This window comes from Paraburkholderia sp. IMGN_8 (genome assembly GCF_038050405.1).
In the GTDB taxonomy this organism is placed as follows: domain Bacteria; phylum Pseudomonadota; class Gammaproteobacteria; order Burkholderiales; family Burkholderiaceae; genus Paraburkholderia.
In genome coordinates, this window is sequence record NZ_CP150901.1 from 680,275 (window position 1) to 703,319 (window position 23,045).

Annotated in this window: 17 protein-coding genes and 1 pseudogene; 13 read left to right on the plus strand and 5 right to left on the minus strand. The window is 63.3% G+C overall.

Annotated elements, in window-relative coordinates; all coding sequences use genetic code 11:
- Positions 1-58 precede the first annotated feature (58 nt).
- Entirely contained in the window at positions 59-802 is a 744-nt protein-coding gene (locus tag WN982_RS24335; RefSeq protein ID WP_341318211.1) for an SDR family oxidoreductase, read from the plus strand.
- Positions 803-1,105: 303 nt separating this feature from the next.
- Here the strand turns inward: WN982_RS24335 and gudD are convergent, their stop codons facing one another.
- Positions 1,106-2,455, minus strand: coding sequence for a glucarate dehydratase (gudD, locus tag WN982_RS24340; protein WP_341318212.1), 1,350 nt, complete (start codon positions 2,453-2,455; stop codon positions 1,106-1,108).
- A 140-nt stretch (positions 2,456-2,595) separates the two neighbouring features.
- On the minus strand, positions 2,596-3,927 hold the full coding sequence (locus WN982_RS24345) for an MFS transporter (protein WP_341318213.1): 1,332 nt from the start codon (positions 3,925-3,927) through the stop codon (positions 2,596-2,598).
- A 360-nt stretch (positions 3,928-4,287) separates the two neighbouring features.
- Between WN982_RS24345 and WN982_RS24350 the strand changes: the two genes are divergently transcribed.
- Entirely contained in the window at positions 4,288-4,998 is a 711-nt protein-coding gene (locus tag WN982_RS24350) for a FadR/GntR family transcriptional regulator (RefSeq protein ID WP_341319407.1), read from the plus strand.
- Between the two features lie 450 nt (positions 4,999-5,448).
- On the opposite strand, the gene WN982_RS24355 is transcribed toward WN982_RS24350, so the two are convergent.
- Positions 5,449-5,895, minus strand: coding sequence for a hypothetical protein (locus tag WN982_RS24355; protein WP_341318214.1), 447 nt, complete (start codon positions 5,893-5,895; stop codon positions 5,449-5,451).
- A gap of 354 nt (positions 5,896-6,249) precedes the next feature.
- On the opposite strand from WN982_RS24355, the gene WN982_RS24360 reads away from it, so the two are divergent.
- From WN982_RS24360 to WN982_RS24370, 3 genes are all read left to right on the plus strand, one after another.
- On the plus strand, positions 6,250-6,675 hold the full coding sequence (locus WN982_RS24360) for a phasin family protein (protein ID WP_341318215.1): 426 nt from the start codon (positions 6,250-6,252) through the stop codon (positions 6,673-6,675).
- Between the two features lie 587 nt (positions 6,676-7,262).
- Positions 7,263-7,712, plus strand: a complete 450-nt coding sequence (locus tag WN982_RS24365; protein WP_341319408.1) for a DUF2844 domain-containing protein — start codon at positions 7,263-7,265, stop codon at positions 7,710-7,712.
- Between the two features lie 11 nt (positions 7,713-7,723).
- Positions 7,724-9,019, plus strand: a complete 1,296-nt coding sequence (locus tag WN982_RS24370) for a DUF3443 domain-containing protein (protein ID WP_341318216.1) — start codon at positions 7,724-7,726, stop codon at positions 9,017-9,019.
- 336 nt (positions 9,020-9,355) lie between these two features.
- Here the strand turns inward: WN982_RS24370 and WN982_RS24375 are convergent.
- Positions 9,356-10,420: pseudogene (locus WN982_RS24375) on the minus strand (putative zinc-binding metallopeptidase); the annotation flags it as partial.
- A 50-nt stretch (positions 10,421-10,470) separates the two neighbouring features.
- Complete coding sequence (locus WN982_RS24380; RefSeq protein ID WP_341318217.1) at positions 10,471-10,680, minus strand: hypothetical protein; 210 nt, start codon at positions 10,678-10,680, stop codon at positions 10,471-10,473.
- 20 nt (positions 10,681-10,700) lie between these two features.
- On the opposite strand from WN982_RS24380, the gene WN982_RS24385 reads away from it, so the two are divergent.
- The 8 genes from WN982_RS24385 (at position 10,701) to WN982_RS24420 (ending at position 22,979) form a co-directional block, all read left to right on the plus strand.
- Positions 10,701-14,168: a transglutaminase family protein gene (locus WN982_RS24385; RefSeq protein ID WP_341318218.1), complete on the plus strand. Its 3,468-nt coding sequence runs from the start codon at positions 10,701-10,703 to the stop codon at positions 14,166-14,168.
- Positions 14,169-14,198: 30 nt separating this feature from the next.
- Positions 14,199-16,832: a circularly permuted type 2 ATP-grasp protein gene (locus WN982_RS24390; protein ID WP_341318219.1), complete on the plus strand. Its 2,634-nt coding sequence runs from the start codon at positions 14,199-14,201 to the stop codon at positions 16,830-16,832.
- Positions 16,829-17,719, plus strand: a complete 891-nt coding sequence (locus WN982_RS24395) for a transglutaminase family protein (protein WP_341318220.1) — start codon at positions 16,829-16,831, stop codon at positions 17,717-17,719. The genes WN982_RS24390 and WN982_RS24395 overlap by 4 nt, the downstream gene beginning before the upstream one ends.
- Before the next feature lie 118 nt (positions 17,720-17,837).
- Positions 17,838-18,260, plus strand: coding sequence for a MarR family winged helix-turn-helix transcriptional regulator (locus tag WN982_RS24400; protein ID WP_341318221.1), 423 nt, complete (start codon positions 17,838-17,840; stop codon positions 18,258-18,260).
- An 84-nt stretch (positions 18,261-18,344) separates the two neighbouring features.
- Positions 18,345-18,767 carry a MarR family transcriptional regulator gene (locus tag WN982_RS24405; RefSeq protein ID WP_341318222.1) on the plus strand — a complete coding sequence of 141 codons (423 nt, stop codon included), beginning with the start codon at positions 18,345-18,347 and terminating at the stop codon, positions 18,765-18,767.
- A gap of 82 nt (positions 18,768-18,849) precedes the next feature.
- Complete coding sequence (locus WN982_RS24410) at positions 18,850-19,950, plus strand: HlyD family secretion protein (protein WP_341318223.1); 1,101 nt, start codon at positions 18,850-18,852, stop codon at positions 19,948-19,950.
- A gap of 8 nt (positions 19,951-19,958) precedes the next feature.
- Positions 19,959-21,539, plus strand: a complete 1,581-nt coding sequence (locus WN982_RS24415; protein WP_341318224.1) for a DHA2 family efflux MFS transporter permease subunit — start codon at positions 19,959-19,961, stop codon at positions 21,537-21,539.
- Positions 21,540-21,548: 9 nt separating this feature from the next.
- Positions 21,549-22,979, plus strand: coding sequence for an efflux transporter outer membrane subunit (locus WN982_RS24420; RefSeq protein ID WP_341318225.1), 1,431 nt, complete (start codon positions 21,549-21,551; stop codon positions 22,977-22,979).
- Positions 22,980-23,045 lie beyond the last annotated feature (66 nt).

Sequence of the window (23,045 nt, forward strand, 5' to 3'; positions counted from 1 at the left end):
TCGCGGCTCCCATAATCAGCTCACACCAAGGCATTTCGCCTTTTCAAGGGAGCGGATCATGAGTCACGGTATCGAAGGAAAAGTAGTTGTTATCACGGGTGCAAGCAGTGGTTTGGGTGAAGCGACGGCGCGTCTGTTGTCGTCGAAGGGCGCGGCGCTGGTGCTGGGTGCGCGGCGTCTCGACCGCCTCGAAAAGATTGCCGGGGAACTTCGCGCGAGGGGCGGCAAAGTCGAGGTGCTTGCCACCGATGTCACACGCCGTGCCGATGTGGACGCGTTGGTCGCGCTGGCAGTTGAACGCTTCGGCAAGGCCGACGTGATCGTCAACAACGCTGGCCTGATGGCGATCGCGCCGCTGGCGGAGACCAAGGTCGACGAGTGGGAGCGAATGATCGACATCAATATCAAAGGCGTGCTGTACGGCATCGCTGCTGCGCTGCCGGTGTTTCAGAAGCAGGGCAGCGGGCACTTCATCAATGTCGCGTCGGTGGGCGGGATCAAAGTGTTCAGCCCTGGCGGCACCGTATACAGCAGCACCAAGTTCGCAGTGCGGGCGATATCCGAAGGATTGCGGCACGAAGTCGGCGGCGCGATTCGCACGACCATCGTGTCGCCAGGCGTAATCGATTCGGAGCTGAAGTTGGGCAGTTCGCACGAAGCCAGCGCGAAGATGCTCGACGAGTTCTATCAGCAGGCTATCCCTGCGGACTCGGTGGCGCGGGCAGTGGCGTATGCGATCGAGCAGCCGGCGAACGTCGATATCAACGAGATCGTGCTGCGCCCAACTGTGCAGGAGTTTTGAAGCGGAACGGCGGTTGCTGAAGGGGCCGTTTCACGGACCCCTCCTCTGCGCTCGCGGATGCTTACTGAGCGCCGAGCTTCTTGATGAGGACGTCGAGTTGCGCCATCTTGTCGTCGGTCAGGTCGGTCAGGTCGGTCAGCGGCGCGCGCACCGGACCTGCGCGTCGAAGTCGGTGACGCGGAAGGACAGCAGGCCTTCGGAGATGATGGTTTTGAGTTCTTGAGGCGTCGTCATGGCGTAGTCACGTTATTTTTTTGTAAGAAGCAGCGGCCATCGAGACCGCCGCCGAAGGAATGTTCTGACTTAGCGTACGAGACACGGACGCTTGTTATCGAACTTCCAGTTCGGAATCAGGAACTGCATGGCGATGCCGTCGTCGCGAGCGCCCAGGCCGTGTTGTTGATACAGCGCGTGGGCCTTGTCCAGTTCGTCCAGATCGAGCTCGACGCCAAGGCCGCCCTTTTCCGGCACCTTCACTTTGCCGCCCACGATTTGCAACGGATTGCGGGTCAGGCGCTGACCGTCCTGCCAGATCCAGTGGGTATCGATGGCGGTGATCTTGCCGGGCGCGGCGGCGGCGACCTGGGTGAACATCGCGAGAGAAATATCGAAGTGGTTGTTCGAATGCGAGCCCCACGTCAAACCCCACTCATTGCACATCTGCGCGACCCGGACAGAGCCTTGCATCGTCCAGAAGTGCGGGTCGGCGAGCGGAATGTCCACCGATTGCAGCTGGATGGCGTGGCCCATCTGGCGCCAGTCAGTCGCGATCATGTTGGTGGCGGTCGGCAAGCCGGTGGCGCGGCGGAATTCAGCCATCACTTCGCGGCCGGAATAACCATTCTCGGCGCCGCATGGGTCTTCCGCGTAGGCCAGTACGTGGTGTTTGTCGCGGCACAGACGAACTGCTTCGGAAAGCGACCACGCGCCATTCGGGTCAAGCGTCACGCGCGCCTTCGGGAATCGTTCGGCAAGTGCCGTCACCGCTTCGATTTCGGCGTCGCCGGGCAGCACGCCGCCCTTGAGCTTGAAATCGTTGAAGCCATAGCGTGCTTGAGCGGCCTCAGCGAGGCGCACCACCGCTTCGGGCGTCATGGCTTCTTCGGTGCGAAGACGTTCCCAATCGTCGCGGCCGTCTGCTCCGTTTGCGTACGGCAGATCGGTTTTGTTCCGGTCGCCGATGTAGAACAGGTAGCCGAGCATTTCGACTTCGTCGCGCTGCTGGCCTTCGCCGAGGAGTGCGGCAACCGGTACGCCCAGATGCTGCCCGAGCAAATCGAGCAACGCTGCTTCGAGCGCGGTCACTGCATGGATGGTCGTGCGCAGGTCGAAAGTCTGCAAGCCGCGTCCGCCGGCGTCGCGGTCGGCGAACTGCGTGCGCGCTTTGTTGAGCACGGCCTGAAGGTTGCCGATCGACTGACCCACGACGAGCGGACGCGCATCGTCGATGGTCTTGCGAATGCTCTCGCCGCCGGGGACTTCACCGACACCGGTGTTGCCGGCGCTGTCGCGCAGAATCACGATGTTGCGCGTGAAGAACGGGCCATGTGCGCCGCTCAGGTTCATCAACATGCTGTCACGACCGGCGACTGGAACAACGCGCAATTCGGTGACCGTCGGCGTGGCGTTCGATTGGGAAGTAGGTGTGGACATGAGAGTTGGACCAGGTAAGTTAGGAATCCGACCAGCAGGGGCCGTCTTGGCGTGCGGCGCCAGGCGCGGATGCAAGCGCCGATACAAGTATCGAAAAGAAAGCTGGAAGCGCGTTGCTCATGATGTGCTGTTCGTTGCGGTCAGTGGGCGTTGCTTTGGACGGCCGGCGCCAGCGCGTCACGCTTCGCGAAACGATTGCGGGTGAGGAAGCCGGCTGCCGCAGCGATGAGCGATGCCACGCCCAGCGCGTACAGGCCGCCGGAAATCGAGCCGGTGTGCTGCTGCAGATAGCCGAAAGCGGCAGGCGCGAAGAAGCCGCCGAGGTTGCCGACCGAGTTGATCAGCGCAATCACGCCGGCTGCGACGCGTGCGTCCAGATAGCCCTGCGGAATGGGCCAGAACAGTGATGAAGCAGCCTTGAACCCGATCGCGGAGAAGCAAATCGCCACGAACGACAGAACAGGATTGCCGGACGTCGAAGCAAACAGCCCGCAAGCCGCGATGACGAGCGCTGCCGCGAGCCATGCCTGCTGGAAGCGCCACTTCGCTGACAGCACCGCAAAACAGTACATCGCAACCATGGCAATGAGCCACGGTATCGCGTTGAACATCCCGACTTCGAAGTCCGAGAGTCCGCCCATCTTTCTGATGATCGTCGGAAGCCAGAAGGTGGCCGCGTAGATCGTCAGTTGAATCGCGAAGTAGAGGAAGCAGAACAGAAGGATTTGCGGGTCCTTCAGCAGTTTCGCCGTCGGCAGGTGCGCAGCGCCGAGCGCGTCGCGCTCGGCCTGCTCAGCAGCGATGGCCTTGGCGAGAATCTCCTGTTCGTCGGCCGTCAGCCACGTGGCGTCGCGAATACGTGACTTCAACAACATCCAGCTCACGGCGCACAGGACGACCGAAAAACCGCCTTCGACGAGAAACATCCACTGCCAGCCGTGCAGTCCTAAACCGCGGATCGAAAGAAGGGCACCCGTAATCGGCCCGGAAAGCACCGATGCCAGCGCAGAGCCGGCGAGGAAAACCGCGACGGCCTTGCCGCGCTCTTTCTGTGGCAGCCATTGCGTGAAATAGAAAACAACGCCGGGGAAGAAGCCGGCCTCAGCAATGCCCAGCAGAAAGCGCAGCACGTAAAACGACGTGTCGTTCCAGACGAAAGCCATGGCCGCGGCCACGAGACCCCACGTGCCCATAATGCGCGTGAGCCAGGCGCGAGCTCCGTACTTCTGCATCAGAACGTTCGAAGGCACTTCGAACAACGCGTACCCGATGAAGAACAAACCGCTTCCGAGTCCATACGCAGCGGCCCCGATGCCCAGATCCGCCTGCATATGCGAATTGACAAAGCCAATGTTCACGCGGTCGATGTAGTTCGCGATAAACATGATCAGGAAGAGCGGCAGCACGTGCCGCTTGACCTTGGAAACCGCGGATTCGAGCGAGCCGGCCGCGGTGGCGAGAGCAGATGTCAAGGTTGTCTCCAGTGTCGGCCGCTTCGACGGCCTGATCGAACGCAACGCGCCGCGTCCGGCAGCAGCGGGATATACCTCGCCATCAAATGCGAGATACGTTGTCAGACGACAGTCTACTTTCCTGGCCTGTGCTTTCCAACGGAGTGTTTACCCTGCCATCGTAGGCCTTGTATGTTGCTGGTAAGGAGAACGTGCTGTTCCGGTGCTGAATCTCATACAGGTCAACTAAGACGTCTGATGACTAGGATTTTGCCTGCCGCCGATTTGGACTGCGCTATGATGACCCTGTCGAGACGTCAGACGACGTTACGCGCACACGCAACGTGTGCTTTTCCAGCTGATGAGTCCACAAGCCACAAAATGAGCAGCCTAACCGAGAAGGTGGTGGCCACCCTTTCCGACGAAATCCGCCGCGGCACCCTGAGGCCGGGCGACCGGATTCCGACCGAGGTCGAGATGATGAAGCAGCTCTCCGTGAGCCGCTCCGTTGTTCGCGAGGCGATTTCGCGCCTGCAGGCGGCGAAAGTTGTCGAGACACGTCACGGCATCGGCACATTTGTATTGGCGCCGGCCGCGGAAGAGCCGATGCAGCTGCCTGCCGCCGATCTTTCCAACATGCTCGACGTGATGGCCATCATCGAGTTCCGTATCGACGTCGAGGCCGCATCCGCCGCTCTGGCGGCGGCGAGGCGCACCGAGCAGAATCTCAAGCAGATTCGCAGCGCGCTGGAGCGTTTCGAGTCCGAACTGGAGCGAAAGAATACCGACGTGCTGGCGCACGACATCGAGTTTCATTTGCAGATCGCGCGAGCCAGCGGGAATCGCTACTTCTTCGACGTTCTCAGTCAGCTCGGCCGCGCGGTGAGCCCGCGCACGCGGCTCGGCTCCGCCGAGATCGCGGAGCTCGACCATATCGAGCACCTGCGCAACGTGCTGAGCGAGCATCAGATGATCTACCGGGCAATCGAACGTCAGGACCCGGACGACGCGCGTGCCGCCATGCGGATGCACCTGAGCAACAGCCGCGAACGACTTCGGCGCGCACATGAGTTGAGCAAGGCGGGCGTGTAGAGGGCGGGGGACCACGATCCCTTGCTGCGCTCCGTCGACAGCCAGCCTTCACTCACGCCAATCTGCGCCACCTGTTTCGCGACTGCATCGGCCAGCCGCCTGGCGTCCGCCGACACGCATGAACGTCATCTCACGACGAGTTGCATGCCGCAGCAAAGGATGAAGACAAGAAGGGCAGCGGCGACTGCCATATTCAGCGGGTAGCGCATGGTTCACCCGACGCTAGCATTGCAGAGCCTTTATCCTAATCAACTGATGGAAGATGAAAAGTGGGCAGTGGGCGGCTATGTGCGAAAGCCAACGTAACCAGCCGGCTTAAACGGCTGTTTTTGTGCGGGAGCGCTTCCAACCGCGCAAGCGTTGCGCCGGGTTGCAATGCGTCGTTGTGGCTGCATTGCAACCCGCAAGCGCGCAACTTAAGCGCCGCGCCCAGAGCGTGACGGTGACTTGTTACTGCGACACGGCAGGCTGCTGCATGCCCGCCGGCGCGCCGCGTGGCAGCTTGTTCGCCGCGGCCAGGTCTTCCGTGAGACTGGTGCGCAGCGTCGCGATCGCCTGGTCCGGGTTGGCCGGCTTCAACTGCTCACGAGCAAGCGAGTCGTACACGTAATGGCGCAGCATCGGATCCTGCGTCTTGTTCAACACCTCGTGATATATCGCGACGATGTCGCCTTCGCGTCCGCTCATCGCATACAGACGGCGCAGCTGTTCCAGATCGTTGACCACCGCGAAGTCCGGACCCATCGGCCCGTGAGGCGGCAGCGCGTCGCCGCGATGCGGCTCGCCGCGCGCATGGTCCGCTGCGGGCTGCGGCGGTGGCGTTTCCTGCGCAAGCGCGGCGCCTGCGGCAACGGTCAATACAGCGGCCAACGCCGCGCTCACCAATCTTTTATTCATGATGTCGCTCCCATTGAGACAACGCCGGCGCTACAGTGCGCCAGCGCATCAGCAACGATAGTCGACATGGCGTTTCGCCGGGTTACTGACGCCTCGTTGTAACTTACAAAGCCTTGCAGGCAGCCCAGCCGAACCGGTCAAACGAGCCGGCATGGCACGGCCGACGCCAGGGTGTGCCCGCTGGCGCAATAACGCCGGATAGCGCATGATGGCAATGATGTGCCGTCCGACCCCACAAGCAGCAAGCGTTCGCGGGACGCGCGGCACACGCGAGGCCACCGGTCATATGTCGAGAGAAGTGCAGCGCGGCGATGCCCGGTCGGCAAGTATCCAATACGTTAAGGAGGATTTCGCATGGACCGACCTGACGCCGCCAATCCGTTTGGCGATTTCACCAAAATGCTGGAACAGTTCAAGCTCCCCGGCTTCGACGTGCCCGCCATCATGGAAGCGCGACGCAAAGACGTCGAAGCGCTGGTTCAAGCCAATCAAACCGCTTTTCAAGGCATGCAGTCGCTCGCGCAGAAACAGGCGGACATGCTGCGCTCCACGCTGGGCGAATTGCAATCGCTGACGGGGCAGTTGTCGACGGGCGGCGCCGCGCCTTCAGCTAAAACCGCCGAGCTGATCCAGCAAAGTTTGCATAAGTCGCTCGCCGATATGCAGCAGCTCGCGCAGGCCGCGTATCAAACACAAGCCGAGTCGTATGCGGTGATCGCAAAACGTGTGGAAGAAAACGTGCAGGAGCTTAAATCGCTTTTACAGCAACAGAAGAAATAAGGGCGCGTCGCATGGCTCGATTCGAGCACGACGTGGCCTGACGAAGTATCGATGCCGCGGGGCGACCATCGGGTCACCCGCGGTATTTTTTTGCCTGAGTAACGCGGGTTCAAACAGGTCTTTTCTATTCATACAAAAGCCGTCCGATCCGACTGTTATCGTCAGATGAAAACGGCAATTTAAGGCCAATTTCTCAGCGCTTGCTTACATACGCGCTGACATGCGCGACGCTTCGATATTTTTCTGCGTCCGCGCGAGTTTTTCGCACACCTGTTCGCTTTAAACGGCATATAGCGCAAATATATGCGCCGATGCGCCGCCCCTTGTGAATTCCGTCCCAAAAAGTCAAACACGCGCGAACGGCGCCGAGGCGGCGGAAGGTTTGAATCGCCTCGCAAACGATTGCAATGTCATGCCGCGATGCCTAAAGTTTCGCGTCGCCACTCCGTAGACGCATTCACGCAACCCCACTGGTGTGAATGCAGAACCGGCACCGCCGGTCGGGGAGTGCGCCCCTAGTTCGTCGTTTGCGGTCGGTTTTGCGCCGGCCACGAGCGTTTTACCTCGAAGGAATTCTCGTGAAACCGATGCTCTCTACAGGCATTGCTCGCGCAATGCTCGGGGCAAGCTGCGTGCTGTCGTTTGCCGCACATGCCACGCTCGGCCAGAACGCCAGCACTGTCGACAGCGATCAAACGCGCATGCGTGCAGTCGCTCATACGGCCACCACGCAAAGCGCGTATTCAGTACACGTGATGACGATGCCGTCCGGCACGCTGGTGCGCGAGTACGTTGCACCCAACGGTATCGTCTTCGGCGTCGCGTGGGAAGGTCCGACGCTGCCGGATCTGAAGTCCATGCTGGGCGCCGCATTCGACCAATACGTCGCGGCCACCGCGACGCGCCGGGGAACGCCGCTCGCGGTCTCCAACAGCGATCTGGTGGTCTACTCCGGCGGCCATCTGCGCGCGTTCTCCGGCCATGCCTATCTGCCGCAAGCGGTGCCCGCGGGCGTCGATGTCGGCGTCATTCAATAACGGAGCGCGTCATGCGTCATACGTCTTCGTTCATCACCTTGTTGTGCGCGACGCTGCTCGCGTTGCTGGTCAGTGCCTGCGGCGGCGGGGGCGGCGGCTCCAGCGGCGCGACCACGTCGAGCAACTCCGCGACGTCGTCCGGTTCCTCCACCTCGACCAGCACGTCGGCTGGCCCGACCGTCACCAATACGTCGCCTTCGCCGCAAGTGGTGGCGGCCAATGCGGTGCGCGTCAGTGCCGATTCCGGCGTGAGCGGCGTGCCGAACATGCCGTTCGTCAGCGTGACGATTTGTGCGCCCGGCACCAGCCAGTGCCAAACCATCGATCATGTGCTGGTGGATACCGGTTCGTGGGGCTTGCGCGTGTTCGCGGCGCAATTGCCTGCATCGATGACATTGCCGCAGCAAAAGGACGGCTCGGGCAAACTGGTCGCCGAATGCATGCAGTTCTTCGACGGCTACACGTGGGGTCCGGTGAAGCTTGCCGACGTGCAGATCGCCGGTGAAAAAGCCGCCTCGTTGCCGATCCAGGTGATCGACCCGAGCTACGCTTCGGTGCCGGGCGACTGCTCGGGAGTCGGTTCGCCGCGCAATACGCCGGCTGCCTTGCAGGCCAACGGCGTGCTCGGCATCGGCGTGTTCAAGCACGACTGCGGCGCGAATTGCGTGCTGCAGGCGGTGCCCGCCACTTACTACGGCTGTAACGGCTCGGCGTGCACGGGGATTGCGCTGGTCGAAGCGTTGCAGGTGGCCAATCCGATTCCGTACTTCACCACCGACAACAACGGATCGATCCTGAGCCTGCCGACGGTGTCGGGCGGCGCGCCGGCGATTACCGGGCAACTGGTGTTCGGCATCGGCACGCAGGCCAACAATGCGCTAGGCAATGCGCAGGTGATCGGCGTAAGTCCGTCCACCGGCACCTTCACGACGGTGCAGAACGGCACGACGTATTCGCGCAGTATTCTGGACAGCGGCTCGACCGGTCTGTTCTTCCAGACCAGTGCGTTGCCGGTGTGCGCGAGTCCGAATAACGCGTACTACTGCCCGAGCTCGACCCAGCAGTTGAGTGCGATGATCGAAGGCGTTAACGGCATCACGAGCGCGGTCACGTTCAGTGTCGGCAACGCCACGTCGATCTCGCAGACGTACAGCGGCGATGCGGCGCTGCCGTTGCTGGCTGGCCCGGCCTTCGTGACGTCGGCGATCTTCGACTGGGGGCTGCCGTTCTTCTACGGCCGTAATGTGTACGCCGCCGTCGAGCAGCAGACGACGCCGGGCGGCACCGGTCCTTACGTCGCGTATTGAGCGCTATCGGCGCCGCGCAGCGCGCTTGTGCGGCGCCGTCGTTGCGATGGGCCCGGCTTGTAGCGGCGGTAACGGCGGTTCTGACGGTGCCACTACCTGAGCCACGGGCGCTTGCGCGGGCTCCTGTGACATCACGGCTTGAGCAACCGGTTGAGCGGGCGGCGGTGGCGGCGCGCCTTGATCTACAGGCTGCGTCGGCGCTTGGGACACAACGGTTTGCGCAAGCGGTTGTGTGGCAGGTTGCGCCGCCGGCGGCGCAACCGCCCGCGCGGTCCGCCTGACCTTTTTCATTGCACCAGCGCCGGCGGCCGCCGGCGCTACCGCTTCCCGCGTCTGCGACTTATCGCCTGCCGCCGCAATCACCCGATGCACGAAGCGCAGCTTGTCCACCACCGGCGAGGCCAGCGCGAACGGATAGCCATCGGGCATCCCGAGGCTGCGGTTCAAACTGTTCAGCGCGTACGTGAGCGGAAACCAGCGCTTTATCAGATTCTCGAAGCTGGCGTCTTCGACCGGCGTGCGGTCGGTCAGCGTCGGCTCGCTCGGGTCGTCGGGCAACAGCGCGACGCCGTACGAGGTCGCCGTATCCAGTACGTCGACGATCATCAAGTAGTGCGCCCACGTCTCGGCCCAATCTTCCCAGGGATGCATCGTGGCATATGCGCTGATGAAGGACGCCTGCCAGTCGGCCGGCGCGCCGTCGCGATAGTAGGCCGTCAGCGCCTTGCCGTAGTCGGCGCGTTCGTTGCCGAACAGCTTGCGATACGGCCTGAGCCAGCGCGGGTTGTGCTCCACCAGCTGGCTGAAGTAGTAGTGGCCCGTCTCATGGCGGAAGTGGCCGAGCAGGGTGCGATACGGCTCGCCCATCGCGGTGCGGACCTTTTCGCGGTAGGCGTCGTCGGCTTCGGCGATGTTCAGCGTAATGAGGCCGTTGTCGTGGCCGGTCATCACCCGTTCGCCGTCGTCGCCGTCTTCGAGGAATTCGAAGGCGAGGCCACGCTCCGGGTCGTCCTGGCGCGATTGAACCTCGAGGCCGAGCGCGGCCAGCGTGTACAGCAGGCGCCGTTTCGCCACTTCCAGCCGGTACCAGTAGAGCCGGTTGTCCGGCGCGCCCAGATTCGGAATCGTGCGGGTCAGCTGACAGGCGCGGCACAGCGTGTCGGGCGACCCGGCGGGGATCATCCAGTTGCAGACGTTTTCGACGGCGTAGTTGTGACACTGCCGGAACAGCGCGCCCTCGGCACGCGGATGCAGGCTGCGCCAGCGCGCTTCGCCGGCTTCTTCGAAGGCACTGATTTCGGCCAGTTCCGGCACATAGCCGAGCAACGCTTCGCAACGTTCGCAACGCACGTTTTCATAGAACACAAGGTGCGAGCAGCGATTGCAGTGGAAGGTTTTCATCGATCGGAGGCTCCGCAATCTTCATGCCTTATTTGCCAGACGTCACTGGTTTAACGCACATTACGTGCATGATCGTGCATCGGCGCTGCGCCGCTTTGGTGCGCCGGGTCAGAAAAGGCAGTGGAAAGACGCGCTGTTCGATCGACCGGACGGTCGGCAGAGGCGGCAAACTTCGAAGAAGGCTGTAATCCGGGCAGTGCAGACAGTTCACCCGGTTTTTCGATCCACGGCATGAAGCTTGCTTTTTGGCGGGCTGCCATCCCTTGTCCAGGAGTCCAGTGTGTCCATACGCGTCGCGTTGAATCATGTCACACATTATCGCTACGACAGGCTGGTTGCACTGTCGCCTCAGGTCGTGCGTCTCAGGCCGGCGCCTCACTGCCGGACGCCGATTCTGTCGTATTCGATGCGGGTCGAGCCGGCCCAGCATTTCATCAACTGGCAGCAGGACGCGTTCGCCAACTATCAGGCGCGTCTGGTGTTCCCCGAGAAAACGCGCGAGTTCAAGGTGACCGTGGATCTGGTCGCCGAGATGGCCGTCTACAACCCGTTCGATTTCTTTCTCGAACCGTCCGCAGAGGAGTTCCCCTTCGAGTATGCGCCGGGCCTCGCGCAGGAACTCGCGCCGTACCTCGTCAAACGCACCCCGACGCCGCGCTTCGCCGAATTTGTCGCGAGTATCGACCGGACGCCGAAACGCACCGCCGACTTCCTCGTCGAACTGAATCAACGGCTGCAGCATGACATCCGCTATCTGATCCGCATGGAGCCGGGCGTGCAGACGCCCGAGGAAACGCTGACCAATGCGTCGGGTTCGTGCCGCGATTCGGGCTGGCTGCTGGTCGAGACTTTGCGGCAACTGGGTCTGGCGGCGCGCTTCGTGTCCGGCTACCTGCTGCAACTCGCGCCCGATACCAAAGCCATCGATGGCCCGAGCGGCACCGAAGTCGACTTCACCGATCTGCACGCCTGGTGCGAGGTGTACTTGCCGGGCGCCGGCTGGATCGGCCTCGATCCGACTTCCGGCCTGCTCGCGGGTGAAGGACACATTCCGGTTGCCTGCACGCCGGAACCCGGCAGCGCGGCGCCGATTTCCGGCGCGGTCGACGAATCCGAAGTCGAGTTCGAGCACGCGATGTCGATCGAGCGCGTGCTGGAAACACCGCGTGTCACCAAGCCGTACAGCGAAGAGGTGTGGAGCGACGTGCTGCAAATGGGCGCGCAGGTCGACGAGCGCCTGACCGACATGGACGTGCGCCTGACGATGGGCGGCGAGCCGACCTTCGTGTCGGTACGCGATCGCGACGCCGCCGAATGGAACACCGACGCGCTCGGACCCACCAAGCGCGGCTATGCGGTCGCGCTGATGGCCAAGCTGCGCGCGCGTTACGGCGCGAACGGCTTTTTGCATATCGGCCAGGGCAAGTGGTATCCGGGCGAGCAGTTGCCGCGCTGGGCGATGTCGCTCTACTGGCGCGCCGACGGCGAGCCGTGCTGGCAAGACCCGTCGCTCTTTGCTGACGAACGGGAGCCGGGCACCTACACCGCCGAGGACGCGCAACGTTTCCTCGCGCATCTGGCGGGCAAGCTGTCGGTCGACAAGACGTGCATCCACGCCGGTTTCGAGGACGTCTGGTACTACCTGTGGCGCGAGCGCCGTCTGCCGGTCAACGTGGATCCATTCGATGCACGCCTCGACGACGAACTCGAGCGCGTGCGTCTGCGGCGCGTGTTCGACGCCGGCCTGGTTGCCGCCACCGGCTACGTGCTGCCGCTCGCGCGCGAACGCGACGTGCCGCATCAGCCGCCGACGTGGGTCACGGGCCGCTGGTTCCTGCGTGACGAACGCATGTACCTGATCCCCGGCGACTCGCCAATGGGTTATCGCTTGCCGCTCGACTCGCTGCCGTGGGTGTCGAAGACCGACTATCCGTATCAGCACGCCCACGATCCATTTGCGCCGCCGGTGCCATTGCGCTCGGCCGCGCAATTGCGGATGCAGTACGAAGGCGAGTCCCGCAACATGACCGCCGCCGATGCGCGCAGTGCGGCTGCGTTGTCTTCGTCGGCGGCGGATTTGCTGAGCGGCATGCCGGGTAGCGGCGCATTGGCCTATGCGCCGGACCAGCAACGAGCGCCTGCACGCGGCGAATCATCGAAGGAAACGATCCGCACGGCGATCTGCGTCGAAGCGCGCGACCCGAAGCGCGCGGCCGGTCCGAAGGCCGAAACCGAGGCGTTCGGCAGCGGCCACAAGCTGCTGCATGTGTTCATGCCGCCGCTCACCGAACTCGACGACTTTCTCGACCTGCTCGCCGCGGTCGAAGCGACGGCCGCCGAGTTGCAGATGAAGGTGATCGTCGAAGGCTATCCGCCGCCGCGCGACGCCCGCCTCAAAGTGTTGCAGGTGACGCCGGACCCGGGCGTGATCGAGGTGAACATTCACCCGGCGTCGAGCTGGGAGCAGTTGGTCAGTCACACCGAGTATCTGTATCAGTCGGCGCATGAAACCTATCTGAGCACCGAGAAGTTCATGACCGACGGCCGGCATACCGGCACCGGCGGCGGCAATCACTTCGTACTCGGCGGCGCGACGCCCGCCGACAGTCCGTTCCTGCGCCGTCCCGATCTGCTGGCCAGTTTGATCGCGTACTGGCACAACCATCCGTCGCTGTCTTATCTGTTCTCCGGGCTGTTCATCGGGCCGACCAGCCAGGCGCCGCGCGTCGATGAAGCGCGCAACGATCAGGTGTATGAACTGGAGGTGGCGTTCCGCGAATTGCAGCGGCAGATCGACCTGCTCGGCGGACGTGAAAGCGCGAATTTGCCGGCATGGATGATCGACCGGTCGCTGCGCAACATCCTGATCGATGTGACCGGCAACACGCACCGCGCCGAGTTCTGCATCGACAAGCTCTATTCGCCGGATGGCCCGACCGGCCGGCTTGGCCTGCTGGAATTGCGCGGCTTCGAAATGCCGCCGCACGCGCGCATGAGCCTGGTGCAGCAGTTGTTGCTGCGCGCGCTGGTGGCGCGGTTCTGGCACACGCCGTACACGCAGCGGCTCACGCGCTGGGGCACCGAACTGCACGACCGCTTCATGCTCGGCACCTTCGTGAAGATGGATTTCGACGACGTGCTGGGCGAACTGAACGAGGCCGGTTTTGCGTTCGACAGCAGCTGGTTCGCGCCGCACTTCGAGTTTCGCTTCCCGCTGGTCGGCCAGACCACGGTGAACGGCGTCTCGCTGACCATCCGCAATGCGCTCGAACCGTGGCACGTCATGGGCGAAGAGGGCTCGGTGGGCGGCACGGTGCGGTACGTGGATTCGTCGGTGGAAAGGCTCGAAGTGCGCGCGCTCGGCTTGAACGGCAACCGCCATGTGCTGGCCGTCAACGGCGTGCCGGTGCCGTTGCAGCCCACCGGCCGCGTCAGCGAATATGTGGCCGGCGTGCGTTTTCGCGCGTGGTCGCAGCCATCGGCGCTGCATCCCACCATCGGCGTGGATGCGCCGCTCACTTTCGACCTGGTCGATACATGGAGTGGCCGTTCGGTGGGCGGATGCCAGTATCATGTCGCTCATCCGGGTGGACGTAGTTACGAGACGTTCCCGGTCAACTCCTACGAAGCGGAAAGCCGGCGGCGCGCGCGCTTCTTCGCGTCCGGGCATACGCCGGGGCCGCTCGCGGTGGACACGCCGCAGCGTAGTCTGGAGTTTCCGTTCACGCTGGACCTGCGCTACTGGTAAAACGCAGCACACCTTTAAAACGACACGACCTTGGCCTTTCAATCGACTTTTCCCTTCGAAGCGTCCGCGGCTCGCGCGGACGCTTCATCCCTGCTGCGGCTGTTGCCGGCCTACGAAGGACATTGGGACGAGTTGCGTGACGCGTCGGGAGCACTGCGCGAACCATGGCGGCAATTCTTCGAGCGCCTCGGCGAAGACGGCATCGCGCGGCTGGAGCACAACTGCGAGTCGGTTGCGCAGCAGATCCGCGATAACGACATCAGCTACAACGTCTACTCGGACAACGGCGAGCCGCGGCCATGGGCGCTCGACCTGCTGCCGTTCCTGATCAGCGAGGCCGAGTGGGCGCATATCGAGCGAGGCGTGACGCAGCGCGCGCATCTGCTCAATGCGATCGTCGCCGATATCTACGGCCCGCAGACCCTGCTCCACCGCGGGCAGTTGCCGCCCGCACTGGTGTACGGGCATCCGGGGTATCTGCGCTCCGTGAGGGGCTTCACGCCGCCGGGCGGCCAGTATCTGCAAGTGGTCGCGCTCGATCTTGCGCGCACGCCGAGCGGCGATTGGACCGTGATGGCGCACCGCACCGAGGCGCCATCCGGCCTCGGCTACGCGCTGGAAAACCGGCTGATCGTGTCGAGCCTGTTCGCCGATCCGTTCCGCACGATGCGCGTGAGCCGCCTCGCGCCGACCTATTCGCAGTTGATCGCGACGCTCGTGCAAGCGGCGCAGGCAACCATGCGTCACGACACGGCCGCCAAAGACCACTCGCCGCATATCGCGTTGCTCACACCGGGGCCGTTTAGCGAAACCTACTTCGAGCACGTGTTTCTCGCGCGTTATCTGGGCGTCACGCTGGTCGAAGGCAAAGACCTGACGGTGCGCGACGACATGCTGTATCTGAAGACACTCGCCGGTCTCGAGCGCGTGCACGTCGTGCTGCGCCGTCTGGACGATGCGTTCTGCGATCCCGTCGAACTGCGCGCCGACTCGACCATCGGCGTGCCCGGTCTGTTGCAGGTGATGCGCGCGGGCAACGTGATCGTGTCGAACGTGCCGGGTTCGGGCTTCGTCGAATCGCCGGCGTTGCATGGTTTTCTGCCGGGCATCGCCGAAGTCCTGCTCGACGAAGATCTCGTGTTGCCGAGCGTGCCGACCTGGTGGTGCGGTGAAGAGGCGGCGCGCGAGCACGCCTTCAGGCGTCTGGACGAAGCGCTCCTCGTGCCGACGTGGCCGGTCGCGCCACGCGATGCGCCACCCGGCATCCAGCAGGGCAGGCAGCGGCTCGCATCATGGCGCGAACGCATCGAAGCCATGCCCGACACCTTCACGATCCAGCAGCTGCTGCGCTTTTCGTGCACGCCGCGCTACGAAGACGGCACGCTTGGCCGCCGCCCCTCGGTGCTGCGCGTCTATGCGATCGCGGATTTCAACGGCGGCTGGCATGTGATGCCAGGCGGCTTCACCCGGATGGCCGCCGAACGCCAGGCGACCGTCTCGATGCAGTTCGGTGGCAGCAGCGTCGATACGTGGGTGCTGTCGAGCCAGCCGACTTCGACCTTCACGCTGCTGCCTTCGCCGATGCAACCCGCCGATCTCGCGCGCAAGCATCGGACCGTGTCGAGCCGCGCGGCGGAAAATCTCTTCTGGGCCGGACGCTACGGCGAACGCTCCGAAAACAATGTGCGGCTGTTGCGGCTGATTCTCGACTCGCTGGAAGGCAACGATGCCGACGCGATGTTTCCCACGCTCGTCGAGCTCGCCGTGTACTGCGGCCTCGTGCAGGCCGGTGACATGTTTTCGCCGCATTCGCCGCAAGCGTTCGAGCGCGCGCTGGTCGCGAATCTGAGCGAGACCACCGGCGCGGCGAGCATCGGCCAGAACCTTACCAGCCAGGCGCGTTCGAACGGTGAAGTGCGTGGGCGCTTGTCGAACGATCATTGGCGCACGATTCTCGCGGCGCGTAACGACTTCCGCGATGCGTTGCAAACGCTGATGCCGGCTACCGGCTCGAACGGCGGGGCATCGCAAGGCAACGGCCGCGGTGAGCGCATCGAGCGCATCGATCGTTATGACCGCGTGACGCTGATGAACGCGCTCGAACATCTGTCGGTGCAGTTGTCGGCGATCAGCGGCGCGCAAGGCGACCGCATGACGCGCGACGAAGCCTGGCGCCTGCTGTTCGCGGGGCGGCATATCGAACGTGTGTCGGCGATGACCTCGATTTTGCGCGTGGTCGCCGACAAGGGCCAGCTCGCGACGCCCGCCGGCTTCGATCTGCTGCTGCAACTGTTCGACAGCACGCTGACGTATCGCTCGCTCTATCCAGGCCGCTTCGAGGTACCTGCGTTGCTCGATCTGCTGGTCATCGAGCCGACCAATCCGCGTGGCCTGTACGGCGTCTATGAGCGTCTGCGCAATAAGCTCGACGAGATTTCCGCGGCGGCGGGCAGCATGCGGCATCGTCCGTTCGCGGAGCTGATGCCGCCCGCTGCGTCGCTGCCGACGCTCGAACGCCTGTGCGCGACCGATGACGACGGCGCCTACGTCGACCTGATCGCGGTATGCGATCAGATTGGCGGCTTCGTCGGCGCGGCGGCGCACGAGATCAGCGCGCGCTATTTCAGTCACGCGAGTACGGTTGCATCGCAGGTATGGTCATGAAGAGTCCACAAACCGTGTTGTCCGTATCGCATCGCACCACCTATCACTACTCGACGTACGTCGAGACCGCGCAGCATCTCGCGACGATCCGGCCGATCGTGTGCTCGTGGCAGCGCGTGGTATCGCATAGCGAACGTATCGAGCCGGAACCGTCGTATATGCATAGCCGTATCGATGCATTCGGCAACGACGTACTGTACTTCGCGTTGGACGCACCGCACGAGCGCCTGCAACTGGTCAGCGAAACGACGGTGGCGCTCACGCCGCGCTGGACCGACCTCGACCACGACGCGACGCCCGAATGGGAAGATGTGGCGGACGCGCTGCGTTTTCGCGTCGGCGGCCGGTTCCGGCGTGAGGTCGAATTCTGTTTCGCATCGCCGAATATCGTGCCGCGGCCGTCGCTGCGCGAATATGCATTGCCCAGCTTTCCACCGGGCACGCCGATCGCGGCGGGCGCGATCGATCTGATGCACCGGATTCATGAAGACTTCGAGTACAAACCGTCCGCGACCATGTTCGATACGCCCGCCGAACGCGCGTTCGAGTTGAAGAGCGGCGTATGCCAGGACTTCGCGCAAGTGATGATCGGCTGCTTGCGCTCGCTGGGTTTGCCGGCGCGGTATGTGAGCGGTTATCTGCGTAACGATCCGCCGCCGGGGCAACCGCGTCTGATCGGCGCGGATGCGTCGCATGCGTGGGTGTCGGTATATTGCCCGGGCAGCGGCTGGATCGATCTCGATCCGACCAATGACGTGCTCGCCGATATGGATCACGTGACGCTCGCGATCGGGCGCGATTACAGCGATGTGTCGTTGCTGCGCGGGACGATTCTGGGGGGCGGGGCGCATCGGGTGGAGGTGGGGGTCACGGTGTTGGCGCTTTGATCCTCCAGCAGGCTCGTCTTCTGATCAGACGACCGGCGACTTTTTAACACTTCGTCACCAACACGCCTGAAAGAACAAAAACTTGACTCTGTGCGTATGCACATATAGACTGCGCAGCATGAACCGTCCTCTCTCTTACGACGAATGCAACTGTTTCGCGCTGCGCCAGGCGGCGCGGCACGTCACGCAGATCTACGAACGCCATCTCGGGCAGGTCGGCCTGACGGCCGCGCAATTCACGATTCTCGCCAAACTGGCGCGCACGCCTAATTCGTCGATGGCGGACCTCGCCGACGCGATGGTGATGGAGCGCACCACGCTGGTCCGCGCGATGAAACCCTTGCAGCGCGACGGCTTGGTGACCGCGGAATCGGCTGAGCATGACGGCCGCACCTATCTGTTCAGTCTCACGGAGAAGGGTGAAACGACCTTCGACCAGGCCGCCATCGCCTGGCGGGCCGCGCAGGACGAGTTCGAAGAAAAGTTCGGCCACGCGCGCGCGAAAGCGCTGCGCTCCGAATTGTTCAGCATCACAGGCTAGAAAGCGCACAGCACAAGCTCGTTCCGACGGGCTTCAGTACGTCTGATTGTGTGCATACGCACTCACAGGAAAGGAGGTGCAGCGATGGAAGGACTACTCGACGACGACTGCTTTGCGATCCGCCAGGCCGCGCGCTACGTATCGCAGCTTTACGACCGCCATCTGGCGCATGTCGGTCTCACCATCACGCAGTTTTCGCTAATGGGGCGCTTAAGGCGTGAGGGCTCGATGACGATGAAGCAACTGGCTGAAGCCATGCGCATGCAGCGCACCACGCTGGTCCGCACGATCCAGCCACTGCGGCGTGACGGACTGGTGTCGAGCGAGGCGCTCGGTGCGGACCCGCGGGTATTGTCGATCGCACTGACCGCCGCGGGTGAAGAGCGGCTCAAGGCAGGGCGTGAGCATTGGTACGCGGCACAAGCCGAATTCGAGCACCGTTTCGGCGAGCAACGCGCGGCGGCATTGCGCGGCGAACTGTTCGCAATGACACGAGATTCCATCTGAAGCCCGCTGCTAGCGGAGCAAGGCCGGCGCAGTGAAAACGCGCTTTTTTTTCAGCCCAACCAGTGCATACGCACATTTAACCATGTCCACTACACCTTCGACTCTTGCACCGCCCAGCGCGGCAAACGCCGCCAAAGCCGCACGGCGTATTCCGTGGATGCGGCTCGCGATTATCTCGGTCCTCGCCGTGCTGGCGATCGCCGCGTCGTACTGGTTTATCGCCGGCCGCTTTGTGGAAACGACCGACGATGCATATGTCGGTGGCGACGTGACCGTAATGGCGCCGAAGGTGAACGGTTTCGTGACCGACGTGCTGGTGCGCGACAACCAGTTCGTGCATGCGAACCAGGTGCTGATCCGGCTCGACGCGCGCGATTACGACGCCCGCCTCGCGCAAGCCACCGCCGAAGTGCAGAGCGCGCAAGCCGCAGTCACCGAATTGCAGGCGAAGAAATCCTTGCAGCTCGCGACCATCAACGAGCAGGCCGCCGAGGTCCGCGCGTCAAGCGCCGAGTTGACGCGCAGCGCGGCCGATCAGACGCGCTATCGCGAACTGGTGAAGGACGATGCGGTATCGAATCAGGTCGTCGAACGCGCCGAGGCCGATCTGACCAAGGCGCACGCCGCGGTCGACCGCAGCAGCGCGGCGCTGACCGCGGCGCAACGCCAGATCGCCGTGCTCGACGCGCAGATCGGCGACGCCGAGGCGCGCATCGCGACCGCGCAAGCGGCGCAGCGGGTCGCGGCATTGAACGTCGAGTACACGACGATCCGCTCGCCGATCGACGGCTATGTCGGCAATCGCACCGCGCGCGTCGGACTGCTGGCGAATACCGGCGTTTCGCTGCTCACCGTGGTGCCGTCGAGCGGACTGTGGATCGACGCCAACTTCAAGGAAGACCAGTTGAAGAAGATGCACGTCGGCGACAGCGTCGATGTCGATCTCGATGCATCGAGCAAACGGATTCACGGCGTGGTCGAAAGCCTGGCGCCCGCGACCGGCGCGACCTTCAGCGTGCTGCCGGCGGAAAACGCCACCGGCAACTTCACGAAGATCGTGCAGCGCGTGCCGGTGCGGGTCCGCCTGAACGTACCCAAAGAGATGCAAGGCGTGCTGCGTCCCGGCTTGTCGGCGACGGTGAAGGTCCATGTCGACGCCAATAACGCGCCGGTCCGCGGATAAAGCCGATCATGAGCCCCGTCCACACCCACTTCGCTAATCCCGCCGACCAGCCGACGCGCACCAAAGTCTTCGCGTTCGCGCTGATGTGTCTCGGCTTTTTCATGGCGACGCTCGATATCCAGATCGTTGCGTCGTCGCTCAAAGATATCGGCGGCGGTTTGTCCGCGAGTCAGGATGAACTCTCGTGGGTCCAGACCTCGTATCTGATCGCTGAAATTCTGGTGATTCCGATGTCCGGTTGGCTTACGCGCGTGTTCTCGACGCGCTGGCTGTTCGCGTTCTCCGCGCTCGGCTTCACGATCACCAGCATGCTGTGCGGCCTCGCATGGGACATCAACTCGATGATCCTGTTTCGCGGCCTGCAAGGCGCGCTCGGCGCGGCGATGATCCCGACCGTGTTCACCACTGCGTTCGTGCTGTTTCCCGGCAAACAACGGCTGATCGCGTCCACCACCATCGGCGCGCTGGCGTCGCTCGCGCCGACCATCGGTCCGGTGATCGGCGGCTGGATCACGTCGCAATGGTCCTGGCACTGGCTGTTCTATCTGAATCTGGTGCCGGGCATCGCCGTCACGCTGATGGTGCCGAAGTATGTTCACATCGACGAGGTCGATCTTTCGCTGCTGAAAAAAGGCGATTACCTCGGCATTCTGCTGATGTCCGGTTTCCTCGGCTGCCTCGAATACGTGCTCGAAGAGGGGCCGCGCAAGAACTGGTTCGGCGACGACGTGATCGTCCTGTGCACATGGATCTCGGCGATCTGTGGCTTTCTGTTCATCGTGCACGCGTTTACGGCGAAAGAACCGATCGTCGATTTGCGCGCGCTGGCGATTCGCAACTTCGGCATCGGCAGCTTGCTCTCGTTCATCACCGGGATCGGGATTTTCTGCGCGGTGTTCCTGACGCCGGTGTTTCTGTCGCGCGTGCGGGGCTTCGATTCGTTGCAGATCGGTTTGGCGTTGCTGTCGGTCGGGTGCTTTCAACTGCTGGCGCTGGCCGCCTATTCGACGCTGGCCCGTTTTATCGACATGCGCTTGCTGATGATAGTCGGGCTCGTCCTGTTCGGCGTCGGCTGTTATCTGTATGTGCCGTTGACGAATCAGTGGGGCTGGCAAGAACTGCTGATTCCACAGGCGCTGCGCGGCATCGGCCAGCAGTTCTGCATTCCGCCGATCGTCACGATGGCGCTCGGCTCGCTGCCACCGTCGCGGCTGCGTTCGGCAAGCGGGCTGTTCAACCTGATGCGCAATCTCGGCGGCGCCATCGGCATCGCCGTCAGCAGCACGATGCTCAACGATCGCTTGAACCTGCATTACGAGCGGCTCGATGAGCATGTGAGTGCCGGCCGTCCAGTCATCGAATCGATTTTGCAGCAGCAGAGCGCGCATTTCGCGGCAGTCGGCGGCGATGCGCTCAATGCGGCGAACGCGGGCCTCGGTGCATTGCATGCGGTGTTGATGCGCGAAGCGCTCGTTCTGACCTTCTCCGACACTTTTCTCGCGTTGTCGCTGTGTTTTGTGGTCGGCCTGCTCAGCGTGGCGTTTTCCCGCCCGTTCGGCAACACCGCGCCGCCGCCCGACGCTCACTGAGGAACCAGCATGAAATCGATCGTTATGAAAGCGCTGGCGAGCGCGGCGCTGCTCAGCCTCGCGGCGTGCGCGGTGCAACCCGCAACGCACGCGGACCTGCCGCATTCGGTGCAGACGGTCGCGCCGAGTGCGTGGAACGTCGACGCGCCGCAAGACAGCGTGAACGCGCATACCTGGTGGACCCAATTCGGCGACCCGGTGATGCATCAACTGGTCGAATCGGTGCTGACCAGCAATCTCGACGTGCAGGCGGCTGTGGAGCGCGTGAAGCAGGCTCAGGACCTGACGACGCAAACTCGCGCCGCACTGTTGCCGGAACTGAACGCCAGCGCGAACGCTTCCGACTCACGCCAGAACACGCCGCCGCCGCTCGGTTACGTGCGTCAGGCGGGCGTCGGCCTGACCGCGAGCTGGACGCCGGACGTATTCGGCGGCGAACGTCTCGCGGTGCTCGCGGCGCAGGCGCAAGTATCGGGACGTCAGGCGGCATTGAATCAACTGCGCCTCGCGCTCGCGGCGAACACCGCGGCGGCTTATATCGATCTGCGCTGGGCGCAATCGCAATTGCAGATTCTCAGCGACAACGAGCAGATCCGCGCCCGCGCGTTGAAGCTCACGCAGGAGCGTCTGCGTTACGGGCTGTCGACGCAACTCGACGTCGCCCGCGCGCAGAATCAGTTGCAGGATTTGCAGGCGCAGATTCCGCGCGTGCAGTCGATCGTGCAGCATCAGCTGAGTTTGATCGCGGTGTATTCGGGGCGCACGCCGGAGAGCGTCGATAACTTGCTGCTCGCGAACGCGCGCGATATTCCGGTGCCCGCGCAAAGCGTGCCGCTGACGTTGCCGTCCGAAGCGCTGCTTCAGCGTCCCGACGTCCGCAATGCGTATGCGACGGTCGAACAGCGTGCGGCGGAAGTCGGCGTGTCGAAAGCGCAGCGCTATCCGCAGTTCAAGCTCAATCTCGCCGACGGCCTGCTGGCATCGTCGTATCTAGGTTTGCCGACGCTCACCGACAACCTCTTCAGCGCCGCATTGAACGCGATGAGCCCGATCTTCAACGCCGGGCGCATCACCGCGAACATCGATGCGAGCGAGAGCCGGATGCGCGAATCGCAACTCGGCTTGCAGCAAACCATGCTGCAAGCGCTCAAGGAGATCGAAGACAACCGCAGCGATCTGGTGAATGGCGCAGTGCAGGTGGAACGCCTGGGCGGCGCGCTCGATGCATCGGATCACGCGCTGCGGCTGTCGAGCGAACTGTACAAGGGCGGCGCGTCGAGTTTCCTCGACGTGCTGGCCGCGCAGGAAGCGTATCTGCGTGACGCGGAATCGCTGAATCAGGCCAAACGTGAGCATGCGCTTGCGGCGGTCGCGTTGTACCGGTCGCTCGGTGGCGGCTGGGATGTGCCTGACACGGTCACGGCGGCATCGGCGAACTGATGTGCGGGTGTGAAATGCTGCGGTAGAGGCACGGGTAAAACGCAGTCGTAGTCCAACTGGAGAGAA

What these genes read in the sequence shown, in the direction of transcription:
- WN982_RS24395 (WP_341318220.1), top strand. Translation starts at nt 16,829, where the DNA reads ATGAAGAGTCCACAAACCGTGTTGTCCGTATCGCATCGCACCACCTAT.
- WN982_RS24365 (WP_341319408.1), top strand. Translation starts at nt 7,263, where the DNA reads ATGCTCTCTACAGGCATTGCTCGCGCAATGCTCGGGGCAAGCTGCGTG.
- WN982_RS24405 (WP_341318222.1), top strand. Translation starts at nt 18,345, where the DNA reads ATGGAAGGACTACTCGACGACGACTGCTTTGCGATCCGCCAGGCCGCG.
- WN982_RS24370 (WP_341318216.1), top strand. Translation starts at nt 7,724, where the DNA reads ATGCGTCATACGTCTTCGTTCATCACCTTGTTGTGCGCGACGCTGCTC.
- WN982_RS24335 (WP_341318211.1), top strand. Translation starts at nt 59, where the DNA reads ATGAGTCACGGTATCGAAGGAAAAGTAGTTGTTATCACGGGTGCAAGC.
- WN982_RS24410 (WP_341318223.1), top strand. Translation starts at nt 18,850, where the DNA reads ATGTCCACTACACCTTCGACTCTTGCACCGCCCAGCGCGGCAAACGCC.
- gudD (WP_341318212.1), bottom strand. Translation starts at nt 2,455, where the DNA reads ATGTCCACACCTACTTCCCAATCGAACGCCACGCCGACGGTCACCGAA.
- WN982_RS24420 (WP_341318225.1), top strand. Translation starts at nt 21,549, where the DNA reads ATGAAATCGATCGTTATGAAAGCGCTGGCGAGCGCGGCGCTGCTCAGC.
- WN982_RS24360 (WP_341318215.1), top strand. Translation starts at nt 6,250, where the DNA reads ATGGACCGACCTGACGCCGCCAATCCGTTTGGCGATTTCACCAAAATG.
- WN982_RS24350 (WP_341319407.1), top strand. Translation starts at nt 4,288, where the DNA reads ATGAGCAGCCTAACCGAGAAGGTGGTGGCCACCCTTTCCGACGAAATC.
- WN982_RS24415 (WP_341318224.1), top strand. Translation starts at nt 19,959, where the DNA reads ATGAGCCCCGTCCACACCCACTTCGCTAATCCCGCCGACCAGCCGACG.
- WN982_RS24400 (WP_341318221.1), top strand. Translation starts at nt 17,838, where the DNA reads ATGAACCGTCCTCTCTCTTACGACGAATGCAACTGTTTCGCGCTGCGC.
- WN982_RS24380 (WP_341318217.1), bottom strand. Translation starts at nt 10,680, where the DNA reads ATGGCAGCCCGCCAAAAAGCAAGCTTCATGCCGTGGATCGAAAAACCG.
- WN982_RS24355 (WP_341318214.1), bottom strand. Translation starts at nt 5,895, where the DNA reads ATGAATAAAAGATTGGTGAGCGCGGCGTTGGCCGCTGTATTGACCGTT.